The organism is Aquabacterium sp. (assembly GCF_044226965.1).
GTDB lineage: Bacteria > Pseudomonadota > Gammaproteobacteria > Burkholderiales > Burkholderiaceae_C > Pseudaquabacterium.
Genome location: NZ_JBGAGA010000065.1, coordinates 1 through 25,954 on the forward strand (window position 1 = coordinate 1; position 25,954 = coordinate 25,954).

Consider the following 25,954-nt stretch of genomic DNA (forward strand, 5'->3'; position numbering starts at 1 on the left):
TCGATCGGCCCCGGGCTGACCGCATTGACGCGGATGCGCCGCGGCGCCAGCTCGCGCGCCAGCACCCGCGTCATCGTGCGCAGCGCGCCCTTGGTGCCGGAGTAGATCGCCATCGTCGCGAAGCCCTTCTCGTGCGCCACCGAGGTGTTCAGCACGATCGCGCTGCCGTCGGCCAGCAACGGTGACAGCGCCTGGGCCTGCAGCAGCGGGCCGCGCACGTTGGCGGCGAAGTGGGCGTCGAACTCGGCGGCCGAGACTTCGGCCAGCGCATGGAAGCGGCCGAAGCCGGCGTTGAAGAACACGCCGTCCAGCCGCGGCGACACGGCCTTCACCGCGGCGGCCAGCGCAGAGGCGGCCTTGGGGTCGGCCGCGTCATTCAGCAGGTAGTGCGCCTGGTCGCCCAGCACGGCGCGGGCGGCGTCCAGCGAGGCCGGCCGCGAGCCGGTGACGACCACGCGCGCCCCTTCGTCCACCAGGCGGCGGGCGGTGGCCAGGCCGATGCCGCTGGTGCCGCCGGTGACGAGCAGGGTCTTGCCTTCGAAGCGATTCATGTCGTGTCCTTTCGGGAGCGGGGTGTGTCGATGGCGCTACGATAGGCTGTCGATCTGCACAAGGAAATTCCGAAAGTGGGCAAGAAGAATTTGCACACACGCACAGGCCTGCTGGACTGGAACGACCTGCGCACGGTGCTGGCGGTGGCGCGCTCGGGCAGCCTGGCCGGCGCTGCGCGCGAACTGGACCTGCAGCATTCCACCGTGTTCCGCCGCATCGAGGAGGCCGAGGCGCGGCTGGGCGCACGGCTGTTCGACCGCGCGCGCACCGGGTGGAGCGCCAATGCGCAGGGTGAGGCGGTGGCCCGCGCCGCCGCCGAGATGGAGGCGGCCGCGCTGATGGCCGAGCGCGAGATCAGCGGTGCCGACGCGCGACTGCAGGGCGTGATCCGCATCGCCACCAGCGAAATGCTGGCCGGCTACCTGCTGCCGCCGCTGCTGCAGCAGTTCCTGGCCGAGCATCCCGGCATCGAGATCGAGGCCGACGTGTCCAACCGCGCGGTCGACCTGACGCGGCGCGAGGCCGACCTCGCGCTGCGCGCCACCGAGCAGCCGCCCGAATCGATGGTGGGCCGCCGCGTCGGCGAACTGCGCTACGCGATCTATGCGGCGCGCGCGCTGCTGCCCGCGCGCCGCGCGCCGCTGCTGCAGGAACTGCCCTGGGTCGGCTTCGACGAACGCATTGCCTACACCGCGATCGCGCACTGGTGGCGCCAGGCCCTGCCCGACGTGCAGCCGCGGCTGCGCGCGGATTCGCTGCCGGCGATGCTGAAGGCCGCGGCGGCCGGCATCGGCGCGGTGGCACTGCCGATGTTCGCGGCCGCGCAGGAGCCGAAGCTGCTGCGCATCACGCCGCCGATCGAAGGGCCGGTGATGGGCTTGTGGCTGCTGCACCATCCGGACGTGCGCGGCAATGCCCGTGTGCGGACGTTGATGCAGTGGCTGGGCGATGCGGTGCCGCGCGAACTGGCCCGCCTGACCGAAGCCGGCCCCGTCTGTCGCCAGTGCGCCGAATGCCCGGTGAAGCCCCGGCGGCGCCGCGCGGCGTGAAGGACAGGCAGACTTCAGGGCTGGACAGGAGGGTGGGCATGTTGAAGGTTCTGGGCAAGCCGTCGTCGATCAACGTGCGCAAGGTGCTGTGGCTGTGTGCCGAGCTCGATCTGCCGCACGAACACGAGGCCTGGGGCAGCGGCTTCCGGTCCACCGACACGCCGGCGTTCCGGGCGCTGAACCCGAACGGCCTGGTGCCGGTGATCGTCGACGGCGACTTCGTGCTGTGGGAATCGAACACCATCTGCCGCTACCTGGCGGCGCAGCAGGGGCGGCTGGACCTGCTGCCGGCGGCGCCGCGCGAGCGCGCGCGGGTCGAGCAGTGGATGGACTGGCAGGCCACCGAACTGAACAGCGCCTGGCGTCATGCCTTCATGCACCTCGTGCGGCAGAGCCCGGCCTTCGCCGACCCGGCGGCGGCGCAGGCCAGCGCGGCGCAGTGGAACGACAGGATGGCGCTGCTGGACGCGCAACTGGCCCGCACGCAGGCCTTCGCGGCAGGGCCGCAGTTCACGCTGGCCGACATCGTGCTCGGCCTGTCCACGCACCGCTGGTTCGCCACGCCGATCGAGCGCCCTGCGCTGCCCGCGGTCGAGGCCTACTACGCGCGGCTGCGCGAACGTCCGGGCTTCCGCCTGCACGGCGACAACGGGCAGCCCTGAGCAAGGCCGGCGGGCGGGCATGAGCGTCAACGACGAGACCACCCGCCTGCGCGACCTGGCACGGCTGCGCCGCGTGCGCGACCGCATCGACCGCGACTTTGCGCAGCCGCTGGACCTGGAGGCGCTGGCGCGCGGCGTGCACATGTCGGCCGGCCATCTGAGCCGTCAGTTCCGGCTGGCCTATGGCGAAACACCGTACAGCTACCTGATGACGCGTCGCATCGAGCGTGCGATGGCGCTGCTGCGCCGCGGCGACCTGAGCGTCACCGCTGTTTGCTTCGAGGTGGGGTGCCAGTCACTGGGCACGTTCTGCACGCGCTTCAGTGAACTGGTCGGCCTCTCGCCCGGCGCCTACCGGCGCCAGGCCGCTGGCCAGGCGGTCGACGGCATGGCGGGGGTGCCGCCCTGCCTGGCGAAGCAGGTGACGCGACCGATCAGGAATCGAGAAGCGCCGACCCGGGAGCCCGACCTAGAGTGAGGACCATGAACTTCACCCCACGCGGAGATTGACTGCCATGAACATCACCATCCATGCCTCGTTCCTGCCGCACAACGATGCAGAGGCCTCGCTGGGCTTCTACCGCGACCTGCTCGGTTTCGAGGTGCGCAACGACGTTGCCTACGGCGGCATGCGCTGGATCACCGTTGGCCCGGTGGGCCAGCCCGGCACCTCGATCGTGCTGTACCCGCCCGGCTCGACGCCGGGCATCACCGAGGACGAGCGCCGCACCATTGCCGAGATGATGGCCAAGGGCACCTTCGCACTGCTGCTGCTGGCCACGCCCGACGTCGATGGCACCTTCGACCGCCTCCAGGCCCATGAGGCCGACATCGTGCAGGAGCCGACGGACCAGCCTTACGGTGTGCGCGACTGCGCCGTGCGCGACCCGGCCGGCAACATGATTCGCATCCAGCAGCAGAAGCGCTAGCCCGAAAAAAAAGCGGCCGAAGCCGCTTTCTTGTCGGGCGTCGGAGGCAAACGCCTCCGGTCGCGTCAGATCGCGCGGATGCGCGAGGCCTGCGGGCCCTTCTGGCCTTGGGTCACTTCGAACTCCACGCGCTGGTTTTCGTTCAGCGTCTTGAAGCCCGTGCCCTGGATTTCCTTGAAGTGGGCAAACAGGTCCTTGCCACCGTTGTCGGGGGCGATGAAGCCAAAGCCCTTGCTTTCGTTGAACCACTTCACGGTTCCGGTTTCGGTCGTCATATCGTCAATCCTTGCTGGATGCGTTGAAAAAATGCCCCAGCTCGTGCCGGTGCGGGTCAGCAGCCTTCGGACATGAAGGCTGAATTCGGGGTGAGGGGTGATGAGCGCTGCGTGGATCATCGGCGCGGCGCTCTCGCTCCGGCGCCGCTCGGCGGCGGGCCACGCCGCTCGAGGTGCCGGAAGGTGATGCGCCCCTTGGTCAGGTCGTAGGGCGACAGCTCGAGCGACACGTTGTCGCCGGCCAGGATGCGGATGTGGTGCTTGCGCATCTTGCCGCCGGTGTAGGCAATCAGCATGTGCCCGTTGTCCAGCGTGACGCGGAAGCGTGAGTCCGGCAGGATCTCGTTGACGACGCCGTGCATCTCGATGAGCTCTTCCTTGGCCATGCGATTTACTCCAGGGTGATGAAAGAAGGGGTGGCAGCGGCAGGCGCGGGCTGGCCGATCCAGGCGAGCGCCTGCTCGACCGCGAAGCGCGCGGCCTGGTCCTGCGAATCGAATTCGGGCACGAAGCGCATCACGCGGTCGTGCGTCATGCTTCCCCGACCGCTGCGGATCGAGACGGAAGCCATGTAGCGCCCGCCAGCATCGCGGCGGGTGAGGGGAGAAACGAGGTACTTCCCGATTTGGAGGGCAGTTTGAATGAAGGTTCCTTGCGTGGCCGGCCCCGCAACGAGGCGGCCGGGTCTGACTGGTGATGCTGCGCGGACGGCGCAGCGGGCATGAACTCTGTCCGGCAACGGGCTCGCAGGGTCACTCGCCGCGAGCCAGCGGCAACCAGAACTAGAGGACTGCCGCAGCAATCAGGAGGTCTGGCAAAGGAAGGAGATCATCAGGGATCTCGGCGTGGGGATGCACCGTTGGGGGCGGCCATATCACTCACGCGCAGACCGCAGTGTACCCGAGAAGCGGCCGGCGTGCTCGTGTCGATGTGCTCAGATGCCCTGCGCGTTGACGTACAGCGCGTAAAGCGAGTGGCTGGCGGCCATGAACAGGCGGTTGCGCTTCGGGCCGCCGAAGCACAGGTTGGCGCAGCGCTCGGGCAGGTGGATGTGGGCGATGGGGGTGCCGTCGCGGTCGAACACGCGCACGCCGTCCAGGTCCGTGGGGTCGGCCTGCGGCGAGCCGTCGACGCCGAAGCCGGCCCAGATCCGGCCCCCGGCATCGACCGCGATGCCGTCGAAGGCGCCGGGGCCGGCGGCATCGAGCTGCAGGCGCTTGTTCGCGAGCTTCGCGCCTTGCACGTCGTAGGCCCAGACCAGGCGGTGCGGCGTGGCGCGGCTTTCCACCACGTACAGCACGGATTCGTCGGGCGAAAACGCCAGGCCGTTCGGTGCGTCGAGGTCCGCTAGCACGCAATCGACGCGGCCGGTGCTGCCGTCGATGCGGTAGACGCCGTGCGGCAGCTCCTGCGGCGCAGGCTCGCCTTCCCACCAGCCGTGGATGCCGAAGCTGGGGTCGGTGAACCAGATGCTGCCGTCGCGCTGGCAGGTGATGTCGTTCGGCGAGTTCAGGCGCTTGCCGTCGAAGCGGTCGGCCAGCACGGTGAGGCTGCCGTCGTACTCGGTCCGGGTCACGCGGCGCGTCAGGTGCTCGCAGCTGACCAGCCGGCCCTGGGGGTCGCGCGCATGGCCGTTGGCGTGGTTGGACGGCTGGCGGAAGACGCTGACGGCGCCCGAGCAGTCGTCCCAGCGCAGGATGCGGTTGTTCGGGATGTCGCTCCACAGCAGGAAGCGGCCATCGCCGAACCACACCGGCCCTTCGGCCCAGTGGCAGCCGCTGGCCAGCTGCTGCACGCTGCTGCTGAACAGGCGCAATGCCCGGCCGCGCGCATCGAGCACGCGGAAAGCGGGGTCGGGATAGCGTGCGGCGGGCTGGAACGGGATGCGCGGGCCTTCGGGCAGGTTCATCGCCGGCAGCTTACTTGGTCATCAGCGAGGGCAGCCACAGCGAGAACGCGGGCACGTAGGTCACCAGCATCATCGTCAGCGTCAGCGCGCCGTAGAACGGCAGGATCGAGCGCATCACCTCGCCCACCGAGATCTCGCCGATCGCGCAGCCGACGAACTGCGTGGTACCCACCGGTGGCGTGTTCAGGCCCAGTGCGCAGTTGATCAGCATCATGATGCCGAACTGCGTCGGGTCCATGCCGAAGTGCTGGCAGATCGGCAGGAAGATCGGTGTGCAGATCAGGATGGTGGCCGCCATGTCCAGGAAGGTGCCCAGGATGAACAGCAGCACGTTCACCATCAGGAAGATCACCCAGGGCTGGCTGGACACCGCCTGCATCAGCTCGCCGGTCTTCTGCGGCACCTCGTACAGCGCCATGAAGTAGCCGAAGGCCGAGGAGATGCCGATCAGCAGCAGCACCACGCCGGTGGTCTTGCAGGCCTTGGCGCAGGCCTTCAGGAAGTTCTTCCAGCTGAGCGTGCGGTAGACGAAGACGGTGATCAGCAGCGCCCAGAACACCGCGGTGGCGGCCGATTCGGTGGCGGTGAACACGCCCGAAAGGATGCCGGACAGGATGATCACCACCACCAGCAGGCCCGGCAGCGCGGCGACGAAAGTGGCCAGCACCACGGCCCAGCCGGGGAAGGCGCCGTGCGTCGGGTAGCCGCGCTTGACCGCCACGCCGTAGGCCGCGGCCAGGTTGCACAGCGTGAGGATCAGCGCCGGGATGATGCCCGCGAGGATCAGGTTGAACACGCTGACCGAGGCGATGCCCGCGGTGGCCAGCGTGAAGATGATCAGGTTGTGCGAAGTGGGCATCAGCGCGCCGACCAGCGCCGCATGCGTGGTGACGTTCACCGCGTAATCCGCGTGATAGCCCTCCTTCTTCATCAGCGGGATCATCACCGAGCCCATCGCCGACACATCGGCCAGCGGCGAGCCGGCCACGCCGCCGAACAGGGTGCAGCCGATCACGTTGCTCATGCCCAGCCCGCCGCGCACATGGCCCACCAGGCTGTTGGCGAACTTGACGATGCGGTCGGCAATGCCGCCGTACAGCATCAGCTCGCCGGCGAACACGAAGAACGGGATCGCCAGGAAGCTGAACACCTGCATGCCGCCGACCATCTTCTGGAACACGATGGCCACCGGCAGCCCGGCTGCGAGGATGGTGGCCACCGAGGCCAGCCCGATCGAGAACGCCACCGGCACGCCCAGCAGCAGCAGCAGCGTGAAGCTCACGCACAGCACGGTCAGTTCCATGCGGGTTCCACGGTGGTGCCGCGCAGCAGCGCCAGCATGTGTTCGATCGAGAACAGCACGATCAGCGCGCCGGCGATCACCAGCGGCACGTAGTCCATGCCTTCGGGCACGCCGAGCATGGGCTTCTTCTCGCCCCATTTCAGCGTGGCCCAGAGCCAGCCGGACTGCAGCATCAGCGCGCCGAACAGCGCCACCAGCGCATGGATCAGCAGCTCGAGCTTCAAGCGCCAGCGTTCAGGCAGCAGCGAGATGATCGATTCCAGCCCGATGTGGCCCGCATCGCGCACGCCCACCGCCACGCCCAGCGCAGTGACGTACAGCACCAGCAGCAGCGCCAGCGCCTCGGCCCAGGTGGGGGTGTCGTTGAAGATGTAGCGACCCACCACCTGGAACTGCACGCACAGGATCAGCGCGATCAATCCGACGACGGCCAGCATCAGCGCGGCCTTGGACGTGGCCGCGCAGAAGCGGGTGAAGCCGCTCACGGCGTGTCCTGGACGGCCTTCACCAGGCGTTTCAGGTCCGGCGTGGTCATGAACTTGTCGTAGACCGGGCCCATCACCGCCTGGAAGCTCTTCTTGTCGACCTCGACGATCTCGGCGCCGCCGGCCTTCACCGCGGCCAGTGACTTGGCTTCCTGCTCGTCCCACTTCTGGCGCTCGAAGGCCACCGAGGCCTTGGCCGCGGCGCGGATCATGTCCTGCTCGGCCTTGGGCAGCTTGTCCCACACCAGCTTGCTCATCAGCAGCATCTCGGGCGCCATCGAGTGCTCGGTCTTCGAGTAGAACTTCACCGCCTCGAAATGCTTGAAGCCTTCGTAGCTGGGAATGTTGTTCTCGGCCGCGTCGATCAGCTTGGTCTTCAGGCCCGTGTACACCTCGCCGATGGGCATCGGCGTGGCGTTCGCACCCATCGCGCTGATCAGCGCCACCCACAGGTCGCTCTGCTGCACGCGGATCTTCATGCCCTTGGCATCGGCCACCGTCTTCACCGGCTTGTGGCCGTAGATCGAGCGCGCGCCGGAATCGTAGAAGGCCAGGCCGATGAAGCCCTGGTCCTCGCAGCTCTTCAGGATTTCCTCGCCCACCGGGCCGTCGAGCGTGTGGCGCATGTGCTCGATCGAGCGGAACAGGAAGGGCATCGTCGGCACCTGGGTCTTGGCGCAGATCGCGTTCATCGGGCTGATGTTGACCCGCGTGAGGTCCAGCGCGCCGATCTTGACCTGGTCGATCGTCTCCTTCTCCGAACCCAGCGCGCCCTTGTTGAAGACCTTGATCTTGTGCTTGCCGCCGCTGGACTTGGCCAGCAGCTCGCTCATGTACTTGACCGCGGCCACGGTGGGGTAGTCGTCGGCGTTGTGCACGTCGGCCGAGCGGAATTCGGTGGCGCGCACGCCGAAGGCGGCCAGCGCGGCCAGCGCGACGAGCGAATGCTTCAACAGGGTCATGGGATCTCCTTGTCCGGGGGCGGATCAATCAAGCGTGTCAATCAAACGTGTCGTAGGGCCCGAGCGTGACGAACACGCCGCCCTGGTAGCGGGTGTTGATGTCCTGCGGGTCGGGCATCGGTTCGCGCGCCTCCAGCTCGGCGCGCCAGGGCTCCGAGCTGTCCTTCGGCTGGTAGCCGATGTGAGCGGCCAGGCGGTTGTCCCAGAAGCGGGTGCCGTTGGCGCTCATGCCGAAGACGATGGCGTGGCTCACCACCGGCGCGGTCAGCGCGGCCAGGACCAGCCGCTCCAGGTCGTCATGGCTGAGCCAGGTGGCCAGCATGCGGCGCGTCTCGGGCTTCGGCGTGGCGCTGCCGATGCGCAGGCACACGGTCTCGATGCCATGACGCTCGAAGTACATGCGCGAGAGGTTCTCGCCGAAGGCCTTGCTGACGCCGTACAGCGTGTCCGGCTTGGGCGGCGCCAGCGCGTCGATCACCTCGTCCTGGCGGTAGAAGCCGGTGACATGGTTCGAGCTGGCGAACACGATGCGCCGCACGCCGTGGTGGCGCGCCGCTTCATAGAGGTTGAACACGCCGGTGATGTTGGCGGCCTGGATCGGCTCCCACGCCGCTTCCACCGACACGCCGCCCAGGTGCACCACCGCGTCCACGCCCTGCAGCAGCGCGTCGATCGCGCGCTTGTCCTCCAGCGCGGCGGGGCACAGTTCCTCGCCTTCGGCCGCCGTGCCCAGCTCGGCACGGTCGGACAGGCGCAGCGTGTGGCAATGGCGCTTCAGCCGCGGCCGCAGCACGCGGCCCAGGCCGCCGGCGGCACCGGTGAGCAAGAGGCGTCGAATGGGAAAGTTCATGGTGATGCAACGGTATTTATAGAATATCGAAACACTGTTCCAGAACCTCCTAGGGGATTCCATGACTGCTGCGTTGCGCGTGGCGCTGTTCGGCGAATGCATGCTCGAGCTGCAAGGCCAGGCCTTCGGCACGATGCGCCAGACCTTCGGCGGCGACACCTTGAACACCGCGGTGTACCTGGCCCGCGTGGCCGCTGGCCGTGGGCTCGAGGTGCAGTACGCCACCGGCCTGGGCGAGGACCCCTTCAGCGACGGGCTGCTGCAGCGCTGGCAGGCCGAAGGCGTGGGCACGCGGCTGGTGCGGCGCATTGCCGGCCGCATGCCGGGGCTGTACCTGATCGAGGTGGACGATCACGGCGAACGCCGCTTCAGCTACTGGCGCGACACCAGCGCGGCCAAGGCCTACTTCGACACCGCGCCCGGCGACACACCGCTGGAGGCCGCCCTCGGCGAGCTGGACGCGCTGTACTTCAGTGGCATCAGCCTGGCCATCCTGCCGCCCGAAGGCCGCGCGCGGCTGCTGGCGCTGGCGCAGGCGCTGCGCGCACGCGGTGCGCAGGTGGTCTTCGATAACAACTATCGTCCCCGGCTGTGGCCCGACCCGACGCAGGCGCGCGCGGCCTATGCCCGCGCCTTCGAGCTGGCCAGCCTGGCGCTGGTGACGGCCGACGACCACCAGGCGCTGCACCAGCTGCCGACGACCGATGCCGCCATCGCCGCGGCGCAGGCCTTGCCGACGCCCGAGCTGGTGGTCAAACGCGGTGCCGAGCCGACGCTGCTGCGCAGCGGGCCCGGCGGCGCCTGGCAGCGCGTGGCCACCGAGCCCGTGCCGCGCGTGGTTGACACCACCGCGGCCGGCGACTCCTTCGCGGCCGGCTACCTTGCGCGGCGGCTGCTGGGCGCGAGCAGCGCCGAGGCCGCGGCCTTCGGCAACCGGCTGGCCGCGCGCGTGATCCAGCATCCGGGTGCCCTGATCGAGCGCCCGGCAATGCAGGACCTGCTGCTGCAGCCGCCGACCTGATCCCTTTGGCGACCGGGCCCGAAGGGCCGCAGCGGCGTGATCAGCGCGACGCGCACAGCCTGACCTGCTGCGTGTGCACCGCCAGCGAGCCCTGGTCCAGGTCGATGGCCCCGGTGGCCAGCGTGTAGGGGCCGGACGGCAGCGAGGCCGGCGGGGCCCCGCGCATGTTGGCCAAGGTGCTGACGAAGATCTCGAGCTCGTCGTGGTCGGGCACCGTCAGCGCGCTGGGCAGGTCGATCGGGGCGGTGACGAACACCGGCACGATGCCAAAGCCATCGCCGAACCACTGCAGCACGTTCTGCGTGATCGGCTCCACCAGCGAGAGCGTCCAGTACGCGCTGAGCCAGGTCTTCCAGGACTCGTTGGGCCCCAGCGCGACGTAGATGTTGGCCCTGGCCGACCAGCCGTTGTTGCCCAGGCTGAGCTTCAGCCGCGTGCGCGGGTCGTCACCCGGGGGCTTGCAGCGCAGGTCCTCGAAGGCCGAGATGTCGATGTACGGCCCGAAGTCCAGCTGGTAGTGCGTGGTGCTGCAGCCGCCCTTGCGGTCGCACAGCTTCAGGTCCACCGGCCACGTGCCGTTCCACGGGATGTTGAAGAAGTTGTGCTCGCCCATCAGCTTGTAGCGATCCAGTCGCAAGCGGTAGACGACCTGGTTCGGCGGGTATTCGCTGTAGTCGACGCGGCCGGCCTCCGCCAGCCGGTTCAGCACCGTCAACGCATGCGCGGTCTTGTCGACGCCGGCCACGAACAGGCGGAAGGTGCTCCAGTCGATCTGGGCCGAACCGTCGAGGTCCTGGGCGCTGAAGACCAGCTCGCCGTTGGCCATGGTGGACTGGAACGCGCTGGTCGGCAGCCCGGGCGCCATGCTCACCAGCCCGATCGACGGCAGGTTGTTGATGTGGCACTTGTCGTTCACCAGCGCATGTGCCTGCGCGATGCGCTCGGCCAGGCGGGTGACACCCGTCGACAGCATGTCCTCGCTGCTCGAGGCGCTCTTCAGCGTGATCTGGATGATGGTGTTGTGCCAGGGCGCGAGGTAGTGGATGTCCTGCTCGCCGGGCGTGTCGTCGTAGTAGATCATCTGCTGCCCTTCGGCAGCGCCCAGCACCTTGTAGTTCCAGCGGTAGGGATTGATGTTGTTGAAGTTGGCGACCTCGCGCTGGAACATCGTGGTCGCGTCGGACTGGCTGCCGAACGACATCACCGTCACGGAGACCGCGTTGGCGAAGCGCTGGTCCGCGGTCTTCGCCGGCGAGGCCACCAGCAGGAAGTAGGTGGCCAGCAACGACTTCTCCTGCACGTTGTCGAGGTCGAAGTAGTACGGCCCCGGCGTGTTGTTGCGCTCGATGCGCGTGCTGCGTTCGACCGGGAAGTAGGTCGCGTCCTGGTTGCTCCAACTCGTGATCTGCGCGCATTCGGCCGCCAGCGCCGGCACCAGCGCGATCGACAGGCTCCACGCGCAGGCCCAGCGCACGACCAGGGCCAGAGCGGCAACAGCGCGGGCAGTCGACACGGGGCACCTCCTGGCCTGCGATGTTCCCGTGCCGTTGCGGCCGACCCTTGCGCACGCTCAACGCCCCGCGCGGGGGTGAGCCGACAGTCACGGCTGGATTGACCTGCCGCGACCCTGCCGGAGATTGCGATGCCCACCCTGCACTTGCTGACCCTGACCTGCGTGCGTACGCAGCAGACCCACGACCAGGCCTACGTGCGCACCGCCGCCGAGGTGCGCGGCAGCGACGGCGGCCTGCACCCGAGCATCGACACCACCGACGCGCGGCGCATGCACGACGGCACCAGCATCCTGCTGGACCGCGCGATCGAGTTCGAGACCCATGCAGAGGTGCAGGTCTGGGAGCAGGACAACGTCGGGCGCAACGACCCGCTGGGCAGCTTCCGCGTCGACCGCGCCTGGATCAACATGGGCGAGTGGACGCAGGACATCCACCGGCGCCAGGCCCACTACGTCGTCACCTTCGAGGCCACCAGCGGTCACGCGCGCCCGCTGGACTACGAGATCGAGATCCTGGGCCTGCACTGCGTCGACGCACAACAGGCGCACGACCACGTGTTCCTGAAGATCAACGGCGAGACCGTGCTGGAGCCGACGCGCATGCGCACCGGCGACCGGCGCGAGGCCCTGGGCATTCGGCGCCGCTTCCACCGCAATGTCTTCGTCGACCTGTGGGAGGAGGATGCCGGCGGCCACGGGTCCGACCACCTCGGCCGCATGACGCTGCTGCTGGCCGAGGTGCAGGCGCAGCTGCCGGGCGGCGCGCGCAGCTACCGGATCTCCCAGCACAGCGCCGAAGGCAGCGCGACGTACGAGCTGAGCTACGACCTGCGCCGCTGAAACGCACGGGGCGACCCCCTGGCCGCCCCTTTTGCGTGTCAGCGATCCGGCGGTTCAGCGGTTCACCGACCCCTTGGAAAGCGACAGCACGATCGTTGCGCCCACCACCAGGCTGACCGCGATGGCGTAGAGCCCGACGCTGGGGCTGCCGGTGGTGTCCTTGATCCAGCCGACGATGAACGGGCTGACGAAGCCGGCCAGGTTGCCCACCGAGTTGATCAGCGCGATGCCGGCGGCCGCCGCGGCGCCGCGCAGGAAGGCCGGCGGCAGGCACCAGAACTGCGCCAGGCCGGTGAGGATGCCCATCGTCGCCACCGTCAGCGTCAGCAGGGCCCAGGCCGGCGTCTGCGGCACCAGCGTGCTCAGGGTCAGGCCGGCGGCGCCCAGCAGGGCCGGCAGCGCGATGTGCCAGCGCCGCTCACGCCGCTGGTCCGAGCTGCGGCTGGTGAAGATCATCGCCACCACCGCGGCCGCATAGGGCACCGCGGTGAGCCAGCCGATGGTGGCCGCGTTCGACACACCCGAGGCCTTCACCAGCGTCGGCAGCCAGAAGCCGATGCCGTACAGGCCCATGATGAAGCCGAAGTAGGCCGCGGCCAGCACCCACACCTTGCGGTTGCGGAAGCCGCCGGCCGCGGTGTGGTCTTCGACATGCGCATGGTCGTTGTCGATGTTGCGCTGCAGGCGCTGCTTGTCCTCGGTGCTCAGCCACTTCGCGTCGGCGATGCGGTCGTCCAGGTACAGCAGCAGCACGATGCCCAGCGCGATCGACGGCAGCGCCTCGATCAGGAACAGCCACTTCCAGCCCGAGAGGCCGTTCATGCCGTCGAACGAGCCCAGGATCCAGCCCGACAGCGGCCCGCCGATCACCCCAGCCATCGGGATGCCGGTCATGAACAGCGAGGTCACCTTCGAGCGTCGCGCGGCCGGGTACCAGTAGGTCAGGTACAGGATGATGCCGGGGAAGAAGCCGGCCTCGGCCAGGCCGAGCAGGAAGCGCAGGACATAGAACGAGGTCGGCGTCTGCACGAACATCATGCAGCCGGAAATCAGGCCCCAGCTGATCATGATGCGGGCGATCCACTTGCGGGCGCCCACGCGGTGCAGCAGCAGGTTGCTGGGCACCTCGAACAGGAAGTAGCCGATGAAGAAGATGCCGGCGCCCAGGCCGTAGATCGCTTCGCTGAAGTGCAGCTCGTTGAGCATCTGCAGCTTCGCGAAGCCGACGTTCACCCGGTCGAGGTAGGCCGCGACATAACAGATGAACAGCAGGGGCAGCAAACGCCAGGTGACGCGGGCATAGGCCGCGTCCTCGGCGCTGGTGGCGGCGGCCGGCAGGGCCGCCGCGGGGGAGTAGGTGGTGCTCACGCGTGTGCCCTTCCGGATCAGCGGAACATGTCCGGCTGCGTCTGTGCCAGCTGCTCGTAGATCGTCTGGAAGTGCAGCCAGCCGATGTAGTCGCTGCCCACGTGCTCGCGGCTGTAGCGCGAACGCTCCGGCGACACCAGCTTCGGCGTGATGCCGGTGGCGTCGATCATCAGCTGCTGCTGGCAGCAGCGCTCGAGCGCGATGAACCAGAACGCGGCCGAGTCGATGCTGTGGCGGCTGGCCGTCAGCAGGCCATGGTTCTGGTGGATGGCGGCCTTCACGCCCTGGAAGGCGGCGGCCACGCGGTTGCCGCCCTTCACCTCCACCGCCACCTGGCCGGCCTCGTCGCCGATCACCACATGGTCTTCGTAGAACGCGGCCGCGTCCTGCGTGATCGGCTCCAGCTTCTTGCCCAGCGCGGCGAACGCGGTGCCGTACACCGTGTGCGCATGGCACATCGCGACGATGTCCGGATGCGCCTCGTGCACCGCGGCATGCAGCACGAAGCCGGCGCGGTTGACCGCGTAGTCGCCTTCGCGCACCTGGCCCTCGTGGTCCACCAGGATCAGGTTCGACACCTTCACCTGCGAGAAGTGCACGCACATCGGGTTGGTCCAGTACAACTCCGGCCGCTCGGGGTCGCGCACCGTCAGGTGGCCGGCGAAGCCGTAGTCGTAGCCCTGCTGCGCGAAGGCGCGGCAGGCCGCGACCAGGCGCTCCTTGCGGTGCTGGCGCTCCTCGGCCGCGGTCTTGAACTGCGGCAGCTCGGGGAACTTCAGGCCCACCTGCTCGGGCTGGTAGACGGAAATGCGCTGGGTCCGGTCAAGCATGACATGTCTCCTGGGGGTTTTGACGACGGGCAAAGGATCGTCGCTGGCGCCCCGGGCGACAAACGATGTGTATTCATCGATTGGTGAATGGAATTCATCTATAGTCCGGCCGTGCGACGCCTGCCTTCGCTCCCGGCCCTGCGCGCCTTCGAGGCGGCGGCGCGCCTGGGCAGCTTTGCGGCGGCGGCCGAGGAACTGAAGCTCACGCCCTCGGCCATCAGCCACCAGGTGCGCGCGCTGGAGGCCTGGTTCGACCGCCCGCTGTTCCTGCGCACGACGCGCCGCGTCGAACTCACCGACGAGGGTCGCCGCCTGCTGGGCGACCTGACCCAGGCTTTCGACCTGATCCACGACAGCTGCGCCGCGCTGCGCGCACCGTCGCAGCGCCGCGAGCTGGCGGTGCACTGCGCGCCCAGCTTCGCGGCCAAGTGGCTGAGCCCGCGGCTGGCGGCCTTCATGCAGGCGCATCCGTCGATCACGCCGCGGCTCACGTCCGATGCCGAGCCGCCCGACCTGCGCCAGAACGCCGCGCTCGACGTCGCCATCACCTACGGCCGGCCGCCGGAGCGCGCCGGCGTCGAGGTGGAGGCGCTGGGGCTGGAGCGCACCGTGCCGATGTGCGCGCCGCGCCTGGTGCCGGCCGAGCCGAGCCCGGCCGCGGTGCTGCGCCTGCCGCTGATCGAATCGAAGCTGAACCCGGTGCACTGGGCGGACTGGTGCCGGCTCAACCGCCTGCGGCTGCCCGACGCCGCGCGGCCGTCATTCGACCGCGGCTCGCTGGCGATTGCCGCGGCGGTGGACGGCGTGGGCGTGGCGCTGGAGACCACGCGCTTCGCCGAGGCCGAGTTGGCCCGCGGCGAGCTGGTGCTGCTGGACGGCCCGGGCTTCCGCCAGATCGAGCGCGAGACCCACTTCCTGTGCTGGCGCCGCGCCGACCGCCAGGGCCCGGCGCTGCTGGCCTTCCGCGAGTGGCTGGCGCAGCAGCTCGCGCGGGAGGTGGCCGTTCCGGCGGCGCGCTGAGCGCAGCCGGCGCGGGCCAGCCTCAGAGCGTCTCGTCGTCCGTGCCGTCGGAGAGCTTGACGAGCTCGACCTGCTCCTCCGACGCACGCGCCTGGTTCGGTCCCGCGCTGCGGAACGGGACGCTCGATTCGAAGCGCAGCACGCGCCGGCTGCGCGGCTCCATCCACACCCGGAATTCGGCTGGCTGTGCCACCACGACATTGTTGGCCACGCGGTCGATCCAGCCCTTGTAGGTGATCGGCACGGCCTCGAACTCGCCAGCGGCGGTGCGCAGCGCGCCGGGCATGCCGGCCTTGCCGCTGAGGCTGACCTGGCTGCCGGGGTTGGCATCCCTGGCCGCGTACTTCACGTTCCAGGAAGCGCCGGCCTCCGCCACGGCGGGCACCCAGCCGCCGGGCGGCGACAGCAACTCCATGTCGCCGGTGCCGGCGGGCATCTTGCTGCCGGCCGCAACACGGACGCGCCGCTCCAGCTGGGTCAGCCGGTCGGTGATGCGGTAGACCAGATACTCCGATCGCGCCACCTGGGCGGCCGGCCCGCTGGCCGGCGGGGCCTGCACCGCTGCCGCTGCCGGCTGGGCCGCGGCCGGCTGGGCAGCGGCCGCAGCGCCAGCGGCGCCCGGGGCGACCGCCGCCATCACCACGCTGATCTCGTTCGGGTAGTCGTAGGCCGCGCCGCTGGACACATCGATGGTGGCCCCGATGACGCCGCCGAAGAGGATGTTGCCGAAGGCCATGGCCTTGGTCGACGACTTCACCGAACTGAGGCCCGGCTCGTAGTCGGTCTTCTCGCACTTCACCGACAGCTCGGCGAAGCTGCGGTGCACCACCGCCGAGCCGGGTGTCGTCAGGTACCAGGTGCCCTTGTCGTTCATCAGCGTGCAGCTGGCCCCCTGCACCGGCTTGCCGCCGGAGATGGCCTGCACGGAAAGGCTCTGGTTCTGGCCATTGACGATGGAAGCGCAGCCCGTGCCGAGCACGGCGCTGCCCGCGGCACACAGGGCCGCCAGCGGTCGCAACATGTAGGTTCCCTCCCTTTGGGTGGCAGGACTGTAGGGCAACAGGGCTGTCCTGCAGGTGCGCCATCCGCCCCGCATTCGGGTGGGTGTGGGAAAAGTGCACTCGCCTGCCCAAGCCGGGCCGGCGATCGCATTCGACAATCCTGGCACCGCTGCCGCCGGACCGGAGGTCCGCCTGTCGATGAGCCGCTCCGTTCACTTCGCGCGTTGTGTCCTGTGGCTGGTCGTGCTGCTGGGCTCAATGCCTTTCGACGCCCAGGCCGGTTGCAAGCTCGGCCAGCTGGAGATCCCGGTCTCGATGGTCGGCACGCGCGCGGTGGCCAGGCTGAAGATCAATGGCAACGACCTGCCGTTCACCGTCGACAGCGGCGCGTTCTTCAGCGCCATCACCGAAGCCGCGGCCGAGCAGCTGCAACTGCGCACGCGCCGCGCGCCGAACGGGCTGCGGGCCTACGGACTGACGGGGCGCGTCGACTACCGCGTGGCCGATGTGGCCCGGCTCGGTTTCCAGAATGCCGAGATCCCGAACATCGAGTTCCTGGTGGGTGGCAACGAGCCGGGCGCCGGCACGATCGGTCTGCTGGGGCGCAATCTGCTGAGCTGGGCTGACGCGGAATACGACCTGGCCCATGGCGCCATCCGCATCATGGTGCCGCAGGGCGACTGCGGCGATCTCGGCATGGCCTACTGGGCCGGCGAGCAGCCGGTGTCCATTGCCGAGCTGCGCCATTCCGTGCGCGACCGTTTCCCGCCGATCAAGGTGCGCGCCAAGGTGAACGACCACACCATCGTCGCCGTGCTGGACACCGGGGCGAGCTCCATCCTCTCGCGCTCGGCGGCGAAGAAGGCTGGCCTGCTCGACGACGAGAGCCGCCTGGTGCCGGCCGGTCCGGTGCATGGCGCCGGGCGCGGCGAGCTGCCCTCGTGGCTGGTGCCGATGGCCAGCTTCGAGATCGGCGACGAGCGCATCGCGAACAGCCGCGTGCGCATCGCCGACTTCGACCTCGACGACGCCGACATGCTGATCGGCATCGACTTTTTCCTGTCGCACCGCATCTTCGTCGCCACGAGCCAGAAGAAGATGTACTTCACCTACCAGGGCGGCCCGGTGTTCGACCTGACGATCAAGGCCGCCACGCCGGCGCAGCCGCGCGGCGACGAGCCCGAGCCGCGGGATGCGGCCGCATTCGCCCGGCGCGGCTCGGCCTATGCCGCGCAGCGCGAGCACGAGCGTGCACTGGCCGACTTCAACCGCGCCTGCGAACTCGACCCCGCCACCGGCGCGTACTTCCGCCAGCGTGGCACTGTGCGGCTGCTGCTGCGCCAGCCGGCCGAGGCGATGGCCGACTTCGAAGAGGCCTTGCGGCTCGACCCGTCCGACCACGAGGCGCGACTGGACCGGGCGCGGATGAACCTGCTGCGCCGACAGACCGAGCGCACGCGCGAGGACCTGCGGCTGCTGGACGAGGCCTTGGCGCCCCAGGGCCATATGCGGCGCGAAATGGCGCGCCTGTACCAGGTGCTGGACGAGCCGCGGCAGGTGGTGGCGCAGCTCGACCGCTGGATTGCCTCGCACCGCCGCGAGGTGGACCTGCACCAGGCCCTGAACAGCCGCTGCTGGGCGCGCGCGCTGCTGGGCACCGAGCTCGATCAGGCGCTCGCCGACTGCAACGAGGCCCTGGCGCAGAAGCCCGGCGAGCCCGCCTACCTGGACAGCCGCGGCCTGGTGCACCTGCGGCAGGGCCGCTGGCGGGAGGCACGGGCGGACTATGACGAAGCGCTGAAGCTGCGGCCGGACGCGGCCTGGACGCTGCTGGGGCGCGGCCTGGCGCGCGTGGCCGCGAACGAGCGCGAACCGGGCCTGGCCGACATCGCCGCGGCCCGCCAGCGGCAGCCGGGCATCGAGGCGGACGCCCGGCGCTACGGTCTCGAGCTGCCCTGAGCGGCCGCGGCATCGAGGCGGACGCCCGGCGCTACGGTCTCGAGCTGCCCTGAGCGGCCGCCCTCAGCCGCCCGCCAGCGCGTAGCCCGGCCAGCAGGCCAGCGCCTCGGCGCGGTCCAGCGGCTGCACCTGTGCCACCGCCTCGCCGCCGAACTGCATCACCCGCGGGCTAACGTCATCGAAGCGCGGCCACGGCGTGCCGGCGGCCGCGCCCGGATCGCCGTCGCGCACGAAGGCGCTCCAGGCGGCGCGCGTCGCGTCGGACGTGCGCTCGGCCGCGTCGAGCTCGCCGATCTTCGGCGCCAGGTGCGGATGCGCGACGGTGCCGAACACGAAGGGCACGTCGGCCGCGTGCGGCGTGCCGCCGTCGGCGCTGGCGATCGGCTGCGCGAACGCGTAGCCCCAGGCCGGTGTGCCGGCGCGCGCATGGCGCGCCAGCCAGTGCGCGGTCGGTGCGCGGAACACGAGGTCGGTGTACAGCGCCTGCCAGGCCTGCGCGGGGTCGCGCCCCGGCGGGGCGTAATGGGTCGCCCAGTCGGCGGCGGGGGGCCGGTCCGGGAAGGCATGGTGCAGGGCGATCAGCTTGGCCGCGCGGGCGGCGAACGCGTCCGCCGTCGGCGCCGCCAGCGGCGAGAGCCGGTGCCCGGCGTCATCGTGCAGCTTGAACCAGAAGTCCGATTCGGTCGCGGTCCAGCCGGCCAGCACCGGCATCGTGGCCACCGGCGCGTCGTGCGACCAGGCGCGCAGCAGGCGGCCGTCCAGCACCGGGGCCGTGCGCGGGCGCGCCATGCGGGCCAGCAGCTCGGGCGAGTGCGCCAGCGCGTGCTCGGCCTGCTGCAGCCGGGCGCCCTCGACCGTGCGCAGACCCGGCACCGTGACGTCCAGCGCGTGCGCCAGCAGCTCGGTGTACTCGGCCGCCTCGTCCAGCGTCGCGAACATCGGCGTGCGGAACAGCGGCGGGCTCTGCACGATCGCGCGGGCCGCGCGGCCGCCATCGAGCCCGTGCTGCACGATCAGCGCGACGTTGGCCGCGCCCGAAGACTGCCCGCCGATCGTGATGCGCGACGGGTCGCCGCCGAAGGCCGCGATCGAGCGGTGCACCCAGGCCAGCGCGGCCAGCTTGTCCTGCAGGCCCCAGTTGGCGCACTGGCCGCTCAGGTCGTCTTCCAGCAGCGGATGCGCCAGGCCGCCCAGTGCGCCGAGCCGGTAGTTCACCGTCACCACGACCAGCCCGTGCTGCCGCGCCAGGCGGCTGCCGTCGCTGGCTGGTGACGCACCATGGCCGCTGCGCGTGGCGCCGCCGTGGAACCACAGCAGCACCGGCGCCGGCGCGGCGCTGGGCTCGGCCGGGGCCCAGATGTTCAGGGTGAGGCAGTCTTCGGCGGTGGCCGCCAGCGGCGGGTTCAGCCAGGTCTGCGGCCCTGCCAGCACCTGCAGGCAGGCCGGGCCGGGCAGCAGGGCATCGCGCAGGCCGCGCCAGGGCTGCGGCGGGCGCGGCGCGCGCAGGCGCAGCGCGTGCAGCGGGGCCTGCGCGTACGACACGCCCAGCCAGCGCGCCACGCCGGCCTGCACCTGCCCGCGCAGGCGGCCCTCGGGCAGTTCGACGTCCCGCGGCGTCATGGGGCGGCCGCCGCCTGGGCGCGCCGCCAGGCCAGCCCGGCCAGCGCGATGTCCTGCAGCCCGATGCCCACCGACTTGTACAGCGTGATCTCGTCGGCATGCCGCCGGCCTGGCGCGCGGCCGGCCAGCACGTCGGCCAGCGCCACCAGCTTGCCCTGCAGCGCGGCCGGGTCGGCCAGCAACAGGTCGCCGGTCTCGGCACAGGCCTGTGCCGGCCAGTCCACCGCGATGCAGGCGGCGTGGCGCAGCGCGGCATCGTCCAGCTCGCGCGTGCCGGGCAGGCTGGAGCCGATGGCGGCCACGAAGCTGCCGGGGCCGATGCGCGCGCCATCGAACAGCGGCGTCGTCGAGCGCGAGGCGGTGACGATCAGGTCAGCACCCGCCAGCGCGGCATCGGCCGCGGCCAGGCGGATCGGCACGCCGATCTCGCGTTCGAGCGTGGCCACCGCTTCCGGTGCGGCCCAGGGGTCGTGCACGGCCACGTCTTTCAGGCGATAGGCGGCGGCCAGCTGGCGCACATGCTCGCGGCCCTGCACACCCAGGCCGTAGACGGCCAGGCGCGCGGCATCGGGCCGGGCCAGCACCTGCGCCGCCAGCACCGTGGTGGCCGCGGTGCGCAGTCGGGTCAGCGCGCCGGCGTCGAAGGTGGCCAGCACCTGGCCGCCAACGGCGTCGAACAGCACGATGACGAAGTTGAAGCGGCCGGCGATCGTCGAGTACACCTTGGCGCCCAGCACGCCGCGGGCCGGCAGCACCGCGCCCAGGGTCGAGAGCTTGACGCCACCGGCCTCGGTGCGCACGCGGGTCTGCACCGCGGCCTGCTCGTGCGCGAAGTCGACGAAGGCCTCGCGCAGCGCTGCCTGCGCGGCGGGACCGTCGACCAGCGCGTCGACCTCGGCGTCGGTGAAGTGGCGCATCGCGGGCCGCGTGCTCAGGCCTGCACCAGCGCGGCGTCCTGCACCGGCACGCTGGCGCTGGTCAGCTCGGACATCGGCAGCTCGTGCGCCACGTAGTCGTGGTACAGCGCGGTGGTGTAGAGCAGCCGCATCTGCGCGCCGATCTCGCAGATCTTCAGGCAGCGCTGCTGCAGCTCGGGCGTGTCGGCATGCTGCAGCACGATCTGGTAGCCGCGTTCGCCGTGGATCTCGTCGGACACGATGTGCAGGTCGAAGAACTCCAGCTCCTCGTCGCTGAAGCCGTAGGCCGAGCGCAGCGTGGGCGTCTGCCGGCGGTAGATCGAGGGCACCTGCGATTCCAGGCCCACCACCAGGCCGGCCACCGCCACCACCGGGTCTTCGCGCATCGCCACCGCGTAGCACCAGCTCTGCAGGCCGCGCGTGGTGGGCGACATGTTGTCGGGGTCGACGACACGCTCGCGCGTGGTGCCGCAGGCTTCGGCAAAGCGGATCAGCAGGTCGGTGTGGCGGTCGCCGCCGATCTCTTCCTCGTACATGTTCGACAGCAGGAAGTCCTTGGCCTCGGTGAAGGCGCCGTTGTCGATGGTGCGGGCGTAGATGTAGGCCAGGTAGTCGGCGAAGGGGCCGACGTAGTGGTAGTGGTTCTCGGCCCAGCGCGCCAGGTGCGCGCGGCTCAACTTGCCGCTGGCCCAGGCGATCGAGAACGGCGCCTTGTTCGCGCTCTTGCCCTTGATCGCGTTCTCCAGTGCGGTGCGGAACGCTTCCTTGCTCATCAGTTCGGCCATGGGGGGCTCCTTGTCTCTCGGTACGTCAAAAAAGAAGGGGGTCGACTCAGTCGGCGGTGATGTTGGACTTGCGGATCACCTCGGCCCAGCGGTGCCGGGCATCGGCCAGCCAGGCGGCCGATTGCGGCTGGGTCAGGCCGGTGGCGGTGTAGTCGGCCTGGCGGTTGAGCTCCTTCACCTCGGGCGTGTTCATCGCCAGTTCCACTTCGCGTGCCAGCAGCTTGACGATGGGCTCGGGCGTGCCGGCCGGCGCCAGCAGCGCGTAGGCGAAGCTGGCGTTGAAGCTGGGGAAGCCGCTCTCGGCGATGGTCGGCAGTTCGGGCGCCGCGCCGGAACGCTTGTCACCGCTGACGGCCAAGGCGCGCAGCTTGCCGGCCTTGGCCTGCGGCAGGATGCCGCTGCCCACCGCGAACACCGAGTCCACCTGGCCGGCCATCACGTCGATGACCGAGGCGCCGGTGCCCTTGTACGGCACGTGCGTCATGTCCAGGCCCGCGGTGGCCATGAAGGCGGCCATCGTCAGGTGGCTGGGCGAGCCGTTGCCGCCGGAGGCATAGGTCAGGTGCTTGTCCTTGGCCAGCTTCACGAAGTCGGCCACGCTGGCCACCTTCAGGTTCGGGTTCACCGCCAGCGCCTGGCTGTAGGTGACCGGCACCGCGATCGGCACGAAGTCCTTCGTCACGTCGAAGGGCATCTTCTTGTAGAGCGTGGGGTTCACCGTGAAGGTGGTGTCCAGCGCGAACAGCAGCGTGTAGCCGTCGGCCGGCGACTTGGCGACGATGTCGGCGCCCAGGTTGCCGCCGGCACCGGCCTTGTTCTCGACGACGAAGGGCTGCTTCAGCCGCCTCTGCATCTGCTCGAGTACCGCGCGGGCAAAGGCATCGAGCGGGCCGGGCACGGTGGTGACGACGACCTTGACGGGCTTGTCGGGATAGGTCTGGCTCCACGCGGACAGCGCGGTCAGCGACAGCAGGCCGGCGGTGGCGATCTGGTTCAGCAGCTTCATGGGCAGGGCTCCTTGGGCCGGTGCGGGGGTGACGGGGGGATGGGTCGGGGAGGTGTTCATGGCAGGGGGGTGTTGATCAAAGTCCGAGGGCACAGCCGTCCTTGCGGCGGTCGGAGGCACCGGCCAGCAGGCCGTCCGGCAGGCGCAGCACGGCCTGCGCACCGCCGAAATCGCTGCGGCCGCCGAGCTCGCCGGCGCCCTGCGGCTCGGCATAGCCGGCGGCCCGCAGTGCGTCTGCCAGCGCGGCCGGCATGCCGGGCTCGATGGCCAGTTCGCGCGCCGATTCGAGCCGCCAGCGCGGCGCGTCCAGCGCCTGCTGCAGCGGCATGCCCTGCGCGGCCACGCGCAGCAGCAGTTGCAGGTGGCCTTGCGGCTGCATCGCGCCGCCGACCACGCCGAACGCGGCATGGAAGCGGCCTTCGCACGTGGCCGCCGCCGGGATCACGGTGTGGTAAGGCCGGCGGCCTGGCGCCGCGCCGTTGAGCTGGCCCGGTGCGGCGAAGCCGAAGCCGCGGTTCTGCAGCACGAATCCGCAGCCGGCGACGCCGATGCCCGAGCCGAAGCGCTTGAACAGGCTGGACATCAGCGTGACGGCCAGGCCGCTGGCATCGACCACGACAGTGCACACGGTGTTGCCGGCCGGATCGGCCACGGTGGCCTTGGCGCGGGCCAGGCCGCGGCCCATGGCCTCGACCGCGGCCAGCGTGGTGGCCGGGTCGTCGGCCTCGAGCGCCAGCGCGTCCAGTTCGTCCAGCGCCGACAGCACCGCCAGGCCATGCGTGTTGGGCGGGCATTCGTGGATGGTCAGCCCGCGGAAGCGCGCGGCGAGCGGCGTGACGAACTCGCCGGCATGACGCGCAAAGTCAGCGGCCGCGAGAACGCCGCCGCGCGCCCGGCAGGCGGCCGCCGCGGCGCGCGCCGGCGCGCCTTCGTAGAACGCCGCGGCCCCGCCCTCGGCGATGGCCGCCAGCACCGAGGCCAGCGCAGGATTGCTCAGCCGTTCGCCGGCCTGCGGCGGCCGGCCGGCACGGTACAGCGCCGCGGTGACCGGGTCGGCATGCAGCACGCCGTCGAACCAGGCCCATTCGCGCGCGGCCACCGCGCCCAGCGGGTAGCCGTGGCGCGCGGCCTCGATCGCCGGTGCCAGCAACCGGGCCAGCGGCAGCCGGCCGTGGCGCGCGTGCAGGTCGCTCCAGCCCCGCACCGCGCCGGGCGTGGTGACCGACAGCACATGGCGCTCCGGGATCCGGCCCTGCGGCAGTGCGCGCACCGCGTCCAGGTCCAGCGCCTGCGGCGCGCGGCCGCTGCCGTTGTAGGCCAGCACCGTGCCGTCGGGCTGCACCAGCATCGCCATCAGGTCGCCGCCGACACCGGTGGCCATCGGCTCGACCACACCCATCACCGCATCGGCGGCGATGGCTGCGTCGACCGCACTGCCGCCCGCGCGCAGCATGTCGCGCGCCGCCGCGGCGGCCAGCGGGTGGCCGCTGGCGACCATCGCCTGTGTCGCGAGCACGCCCCAGGACGAGGGCGCGTCGTTCGAGGAGGTCATCGTCGTCATGCGATTGCGACGCTCGTGTGGTCTGCCTGCTGGAAGCTGAAGCCGTCGGCATGCAGGTGGCGCGGGTCGGCGCCGTGCTGCACGAAGGCCTGCTTGGCCTCGGCAATCATCGCCGGCGATCCGCACAGGTAGATGCCGTGCTCGGACAGGTCCGGCAGGTCTTCCAGCACCGCCTGCTGCACATGGCCGCGGCGGCCGGTCCAGCCGCTGCCGGCGCGCGAGAGCACGGGCACGTAGCTGAATTCGTAGAGCCGGCCCTGCCACGAGCGCAGCAGTTCGTCGAGGTACAGGTCGCGCTCGTCGCGCATGCCCCAGTACAGCCACACCGGCGGGCAGTCCGGGTCGTCCAGCAGCGCCTCGAGCATGCTCTTGATCGGCGCGATACCGGTGCCCGTGGCCACCATCAGCAGCGGGCGGTAGTCCTGCGTGCGGCAGTGGAAGCGGCCGAGCGGGAGCTCGACCTCCAGCACCGCGCCCGGCTGCAGCTGCGGCAGCACGCCGTCGGTGAAGTGGCCGCCCGGAATGCGGCGCACGTGCAGGTCCACCCGGTGGCCGGCGGGTGCCGAGGCCATCGAGAAGCTGCGGTGCACGCCGTCGCCGAGCAGGATGTTCAGGTGCTGGCCGGGCACGTACTGCAGCGCGGGCAGGTCGGGCAGTTCGAGTTCGAGATGGATCACGCTGTCGGTGACGGGCGTGACCGCCCGCACCACGGCCCGTGTGTGCACCGGCTCGGCGGCGCCGGCCGGTCGCGGCTCGGCGTCGATCACCAGGTCGCTGCAGGCGCGGGCCTGGCACATCAGCGCGAAGCCGGCGGCGGCCTCGCCATCGCTCAAGGCGAGCGGCCATTCGTCGTAGCGCACCTGGCCTTCGAGCAGCGCGACACGGCAGGTGCCGCAGCCGCCGAAGGTGCATTCATGCGCCAGTGGCACGCCCTGGCGCAGCGCGGCGTCGAGCACCGATTCCTCGGGCTGCACCTCGAAGCTGGCAGCGCCGGGCTGCACGGTGACGCGGAACGGGCGGGTCATGGCGGGGCGGGCCTTACTTCTTGATGTCGGCCTGCACCAGCACGCGCAGGCCCTGCGGTTCCAGCAGCTGCTGCAGCGCGGCCAGCGCGGCCACGCCGCAGGCGGTGTCCTGCTCGCCGTTGCCGCCGCTCAGGCCGACGCCACCGATCACCTCGCCGTCGACGACGATCGGGAAGCCGCCGACGAAGGCGGCGAAGCGGCCTTCGAAGCTCCACTGGATGCCGAAGGCCTCGTTGCCGGGCAGCGCCGGGCCGTTCGGCGGCGTGGTGAACAGGTGGGTCGAGCGCTTGTGGCCGGCCGCGGTGAAGGCCTTGTTCCAGGCGATCTGCGGGCCGGTGATGCGGGCGCCGTCCATGCGCTCCAGCAGCAGCGGGTAGCCGCCGTCGTCGACGATGCAGATGCTTTCGGTGACGCCGATCTCGACGGCGCGGGCGATCGCGGCCTGCACCATCTGGCGCGCTTCGGCCAGTTGCAGCTTCAGGGTGGTTTTCAAGGGGATGACTCCGGAAATG

The 25,954-nt window shown here is 70.4% G+C and carries 28 protein-coding genes; 8 read left to right on the plus strand and 20 right to left on the minus strand.

The genetic code is table 11. The annotated features are described in order from the left end of the window. Nucleotides 1-551, minus strand: a 551-nt coding sequence (locus ACILR4_RS22515) for an SDR family NAD(P)-dependent oxidoreductase (RefSeq protein WP_395703126.1), incomplete at its 3' end; no start/stop codon positions are given. Nucleotides 552-641: 90 nt separating this feature from the next. Here ACILR4_RS22515 and ACILR4_RS22520 point away from each other — a divergent pair. From ACILR4_RS22520 to ACILR4_RS22535, 4 genes are read left to right on the plus strand one after another with little or no spacing between them, the layout of a single operon-like run. Then, a complete protein-coding gene (locus tag ACILR4_RS22520; RefSeq protein WP_395703127.1) occupies nt 642-1,601 on the plus strand; it encodes a LysR family transcriptional regulator in 960 nt (319 codons plus the stop codon). A 38-nt stretch (nt 1,602-1,639) separates the two neighbouring features. Beyond that, nucleotides 1,640-2,263 carry a glutathione S-transferase family protein gene (locus ACILR4_RS22525; protein ID WP_395703128.1) on the plus strand — a complete coding sequence of 208 codons (624 nt, stop codon included), beginning with the start codon at nt 1,640-1,642 and terminating at the stop codon, nt 2,261-2,263. A 19-nt stretch (nt 2,264-2,282) separates the two neighbouring features. Then, complete coding sequence (locus ACILR4_RS22530; RefSeq protein WP_395703129.1) at nt 2,283-2,741, plus strand: helix-turn-helix transcriptional regulator; 459 nt, start codon at nt 2,283-2,285, stop codon at nt 2,739-2,741. A 37-nt stretch (nt 2,742-2,778) separates the two neighbouring features. Then, nucleotides 2,779-3,192, plus strand: a complete 414-nt coding sequence (locus ACILR4_RS22535; protein ID WP_395703130.1) for a VOC family protein — start codon at nt 2,779-2,781, stop codon at nt 3,190-3,192. A 65-nt stretch (nt 3,193-3,257) separates the two neighbouring features. On the opposite strand, the gene ACILR4_RS22540 is transcribed toward ACILR4_RS22535, so the two are convergent. From ACILR4_RS22540 to ACILR4_RS22575, 8 genes are all read right to left on the minus strand, one after another. Further along, on the minus strand, nt 3,258-3,467 hold the full coding sequence (locus tag ACILR4_RS22540) for a cold-shock protein (protein ID WP_395703157.1): 210 nt from the start codon (nt 3,465-3,467) through the stop codon (nt 3,258-3,260). A 116-nt stretch (nt 3,468-3,583) separates the two neighbouring features. After that, nucleotides 3,584-3,853 carry a translation initiation factor IF-1 gene (gene infA / locus ACILR4_RS22545; protein WP_395703131.1) on the minus strand — a complete coding sequence of 90 codons (270 nt, stop codon included), beginning with the start codon at nt 3,851-3,853 and terminating at the stop codon, nt 3,584-3,586. A gap of 5 nt (nt 3,854-3,858) precedes the next feature. Further along, complete coding sequence (locus tag ACILR4_RS22550) at nt 3,859-4,002, minus strand: hypothetical protein (RefSeq protein WP_395703132.1); 144 nt, start codon at nt 4,000-4,002, stop codon at nt 3,859-3,861. A 399-nt stretch (nt 4,003-4,401) separates the two neighbouring features. After that, nucleotides 4,402-5,376, minus strand: coding sequence for an SMP-30/gluconolactonase/LRE family protein (locus tag ACILR4_RS22555; RefSeq protein WP_395703133.1), 975 nt, complete (start codon nt 5,374-5,376; stop codon nt 4,402-4,404). Nucleotides 5,377-5,386: 10 nt separating this feature from the next. Continuing rightward, a complete protein-coding gene (locus ACILR4_RS22560; protein ID WP_395703134.1) occupies nt 5,387-6,679 on the minus strand; it encodes a TRAP transporter large permease in 1,293 nt (430 codons plus the stop codon). Beyond that, nucleotides 6,670-7,116, minus strand: a complete 447-nt coding sequence (locus ACILR4_RS22565; protein ID WP_395703158.1) for a TRAP transporter small permease — start codon at nt 7,114-7,116, stop codon at nt 6,670-6,672. Before ACILR4_RS22565 ends, ACILR4_RS22560 begins: the two co-directional genes overlap by 10 nt. A gap of 44 nt (nt 7,117-7,160) precedes the next feature. Then, nucleotides 7,161-8,126 (minus strand): TRAP transporter substrate-binding protein, encoded by a 966-nt coding sequence (locus ACILR4_RS22570; protein WP_395703135.1) that lies wholly within the window; start codon nt 8,124-8,126, stop codon nt 7,161-7,163. A 37-nt stretch (nt 8,127-8,163) separates the two neighbouring features. After that, entirely contained in the window at nt 8,164-8,976 is an 813-nt protein-coding gene (locus ACILR4_RS22575; protein WP_395703136.1) for an NAD-dependent epimerase/dehydratase family protein, read from the minus strand. A gap of 61 nt (nt 8,977-9,037) precedes the next feature. Between ACILR4_RS22575 and ACILR4_RS22580 the strand changes: the two genes are divergently transcribed. Next, entirely contained in the window at nt 9,038-9,997 is a 960-nt protein-coding gene (locus ACILR4_RS22580; RefSeq protein ID WP_395703137.1) for a sugar kinase, read from the plus strand. 40 nt (nt 9,998-10,037) lie between these two features. Here the strand turns inward: ACILR4_RS22580 and ACILR4_RS22585 are convergent, their stop codons facing one another. Continuing rightward, nucleotides 10,038-11,510 (minus strand): hypothetical protein, encoded by a 1,473-nt coding sequence (locus ACILR4_RS22585; RefSeq protein WP_395703138.1) that lies wholly within the window; start codon nt 11,508-11,510, stop codon nt 10,038-10,040. Between the two features lie 129 nt (nt 11,511-11,639). Between ACILR4_RS22585 and ACILR4_RS22590 the strand changes: the two genes are divergently transcribed. Beyond that, a complete protein-coding gene (locus ACILR4_RS22590; protein WP_395703139.1) occupies nt 11,640-12,350 on the plus strand; it encodes a hypothetical protein in 711 nt (236 codons plus the stop codon). 54 nt (nt 12,351-12,404) lie between these two features. Here ACILR4_RS22590 and ACILR4_RS22595 read toward each other — a convergent pair whose 3' ends face one another. Both ACILR4_RS22595 and ACILR4_RS22600 read right to left on the minus strand, forming a co-directional pair. Beyond that, on the minus strand, nt 12,405-13,718 hold the full coding sequence (locus tag ACILR4_RS22595) for an MFS transporter (RefSeq protein WP_395703140.1): 1,314 nt from the start codon (nt 13,716-13,718) through the stop codon (nt 12,405-12,407). A 17-nt stretch (nt 13,719-13,735) separates the two neighbouring features. Beyond that, nucleotides 13,736-14,548, minus strand: a complete 813-nt coding sequence (locus tag ACILR4_RS22600; protein WP_395703141.1) for a class II aldolase/adducin family protein — start codon at nt 14,546-14,548, stop codon at nt 13,736-13,738. Nucleotides 14,549-14,635: 87 nt separating this feature from the next. Here ACILR4_RS22600 and ACILR4_RS22605 point away from each other — a divergent pair, with 87 nt between their 5' ends. Further along, nucleotides 14,636-15,568, plus strand: coding sequence for a LysR substrate-binding domain-containing protein (locus ACILR4_RS22605; RefSeq protein ID WP_395703142.1), 933 nt, complete (start codon nt 14,636-14,638; stop codon nt 15,566-15,568). Nucleotides 15,569-15,590: 22 nt separating this feature from the next. On the opposite strand, the gene ACILR4_RS22610 is transcribed toward ACILR4_RS22605, so the two are convergent. After that, complete coding sequence (locus ACILR4_RS22610; RefSeq protein WP_395703143.1) at nt 15,591-16,589, minus strand: hypothetical protein; 999 nt, start codon at nt 16,587-16,589, stop codon at nt 15,591-15,593. A gap of 178 nt (nt 16,590-16,767) precedes the next feature. Between ACILR4_RS22610 and ACILR4_RS22615 the strand changes: the two genes are divergently transcribed. Then, nucleotides 16,768-18,528, plus strand: a complete 1,761-nt coding sequence (locus ACILR4_RS22615) for an aspartyl protease family protein (RefSeq protein ID WP_395703144.1) — start codon at nt 16,768-16,770, stop codon at nt 18,526-18,528. Nucleotides 18,529-18,591: 63 nt separating this feature from the next. On the opposite strand, the gene ACILR4_RS22620 is transcribed toward ACILR4_RS22615, so the two are convergent. The 7 genes from ACILR4_RS22620 to ACILR4_RS22650 all read right to left on the minus strand — a co-directional run bounded on the left by ACILR4_RS22620 (nt 18,592) and on the right by ACILR4_RS22650 (nt 25,935). Continuing rightward, nucleotides 18,592-20,148: a carboxylesterase/lipase family protein gene (locus tag ACILR4_RS22620; RefSeq protein WP_395703145.1), complete on the minus strand. Its 1,557-nt coding sequence runs from the start codon at nt 20,146-20,148 to the stop codon at nt 18,592-18,594. After that, complete coding sequence (locus ACILR4_RS22625; protein WP_395703146.1) at nt 20,145-21,065, minus strand: ornithine cyclodeaminase family protein; 921 nt, start codon at nt 21,063-21,065, stop codon at nt 20,145-20,147. Before ACILR4_RS22625 ends, ACILR4_RS22620 begins: the two co-directional genes overlap by 4 nt. A 14-nt stretch (nt 21,066-21,079) precedes the next feature. Then, entirely contained in the window at nt 21,080-21,850 is a 771-nt protein-coding gene (locus ACILR4_RS22630) for a TenA family transcriptional regulator (protein ID WP_395703147.1), read from the minus strand. 46 nt (nt 21,851-21,896) lie between these two features. Then, nucleotides 21,897-22,856, minus strand: coding sequence for a Bug family tripartite tricarboxylate transporter substrate binding protein (locus ACILR4_RS22635; protein ID WP_395703148.1), 960 nt, complete (start codon nt 22,854-22,856; stop codon nt 21,897-21,899). Nucleotides 22,857-22,932: 76 nt separating this feature from the next. Further along, on the minus strand, nt 22,933-24,408 hold the full coding sequence (locus ACILR4_RS22640; protein WP_395703149.1) for a gamma-glutamyltransferase family protein: 1,476 nt from the start codon (nt 24,406-24,408) through the stop codon (nt 22,933-22,935). Nucleotides 24,409-24,413: 5 nt separating this feature from the next. Continuing rightward, nucleotides 24,414-25,442: a 2Fe-2S iron-sulfur cluster-binding protein gene (locus tag ACILR4_RS22645; RefSeq protein ID WP_395703150.1), complete on the minus strand. Its 1,029-nt coding sequence runs from the start codon at nt 25,440-25,442 to the stop codon at nt 24,414-24,416. 13 nt (nt 25,443-25,455) lie between these two features. Beyond that, nucleotides 25,456-25,935: a heme-binding protein gene (locus ACILR4_RS22650; RefSeq protein ID WP_395703151.1), complete on the minus strand. Its 480-nt coding sequence runs from the start codon at nt 25,933-25,935 to the stop codon at nt 25,456-25,458. Between the last annotated feature and the right edge of the window lie 19 nt (nt 25,936-25,954).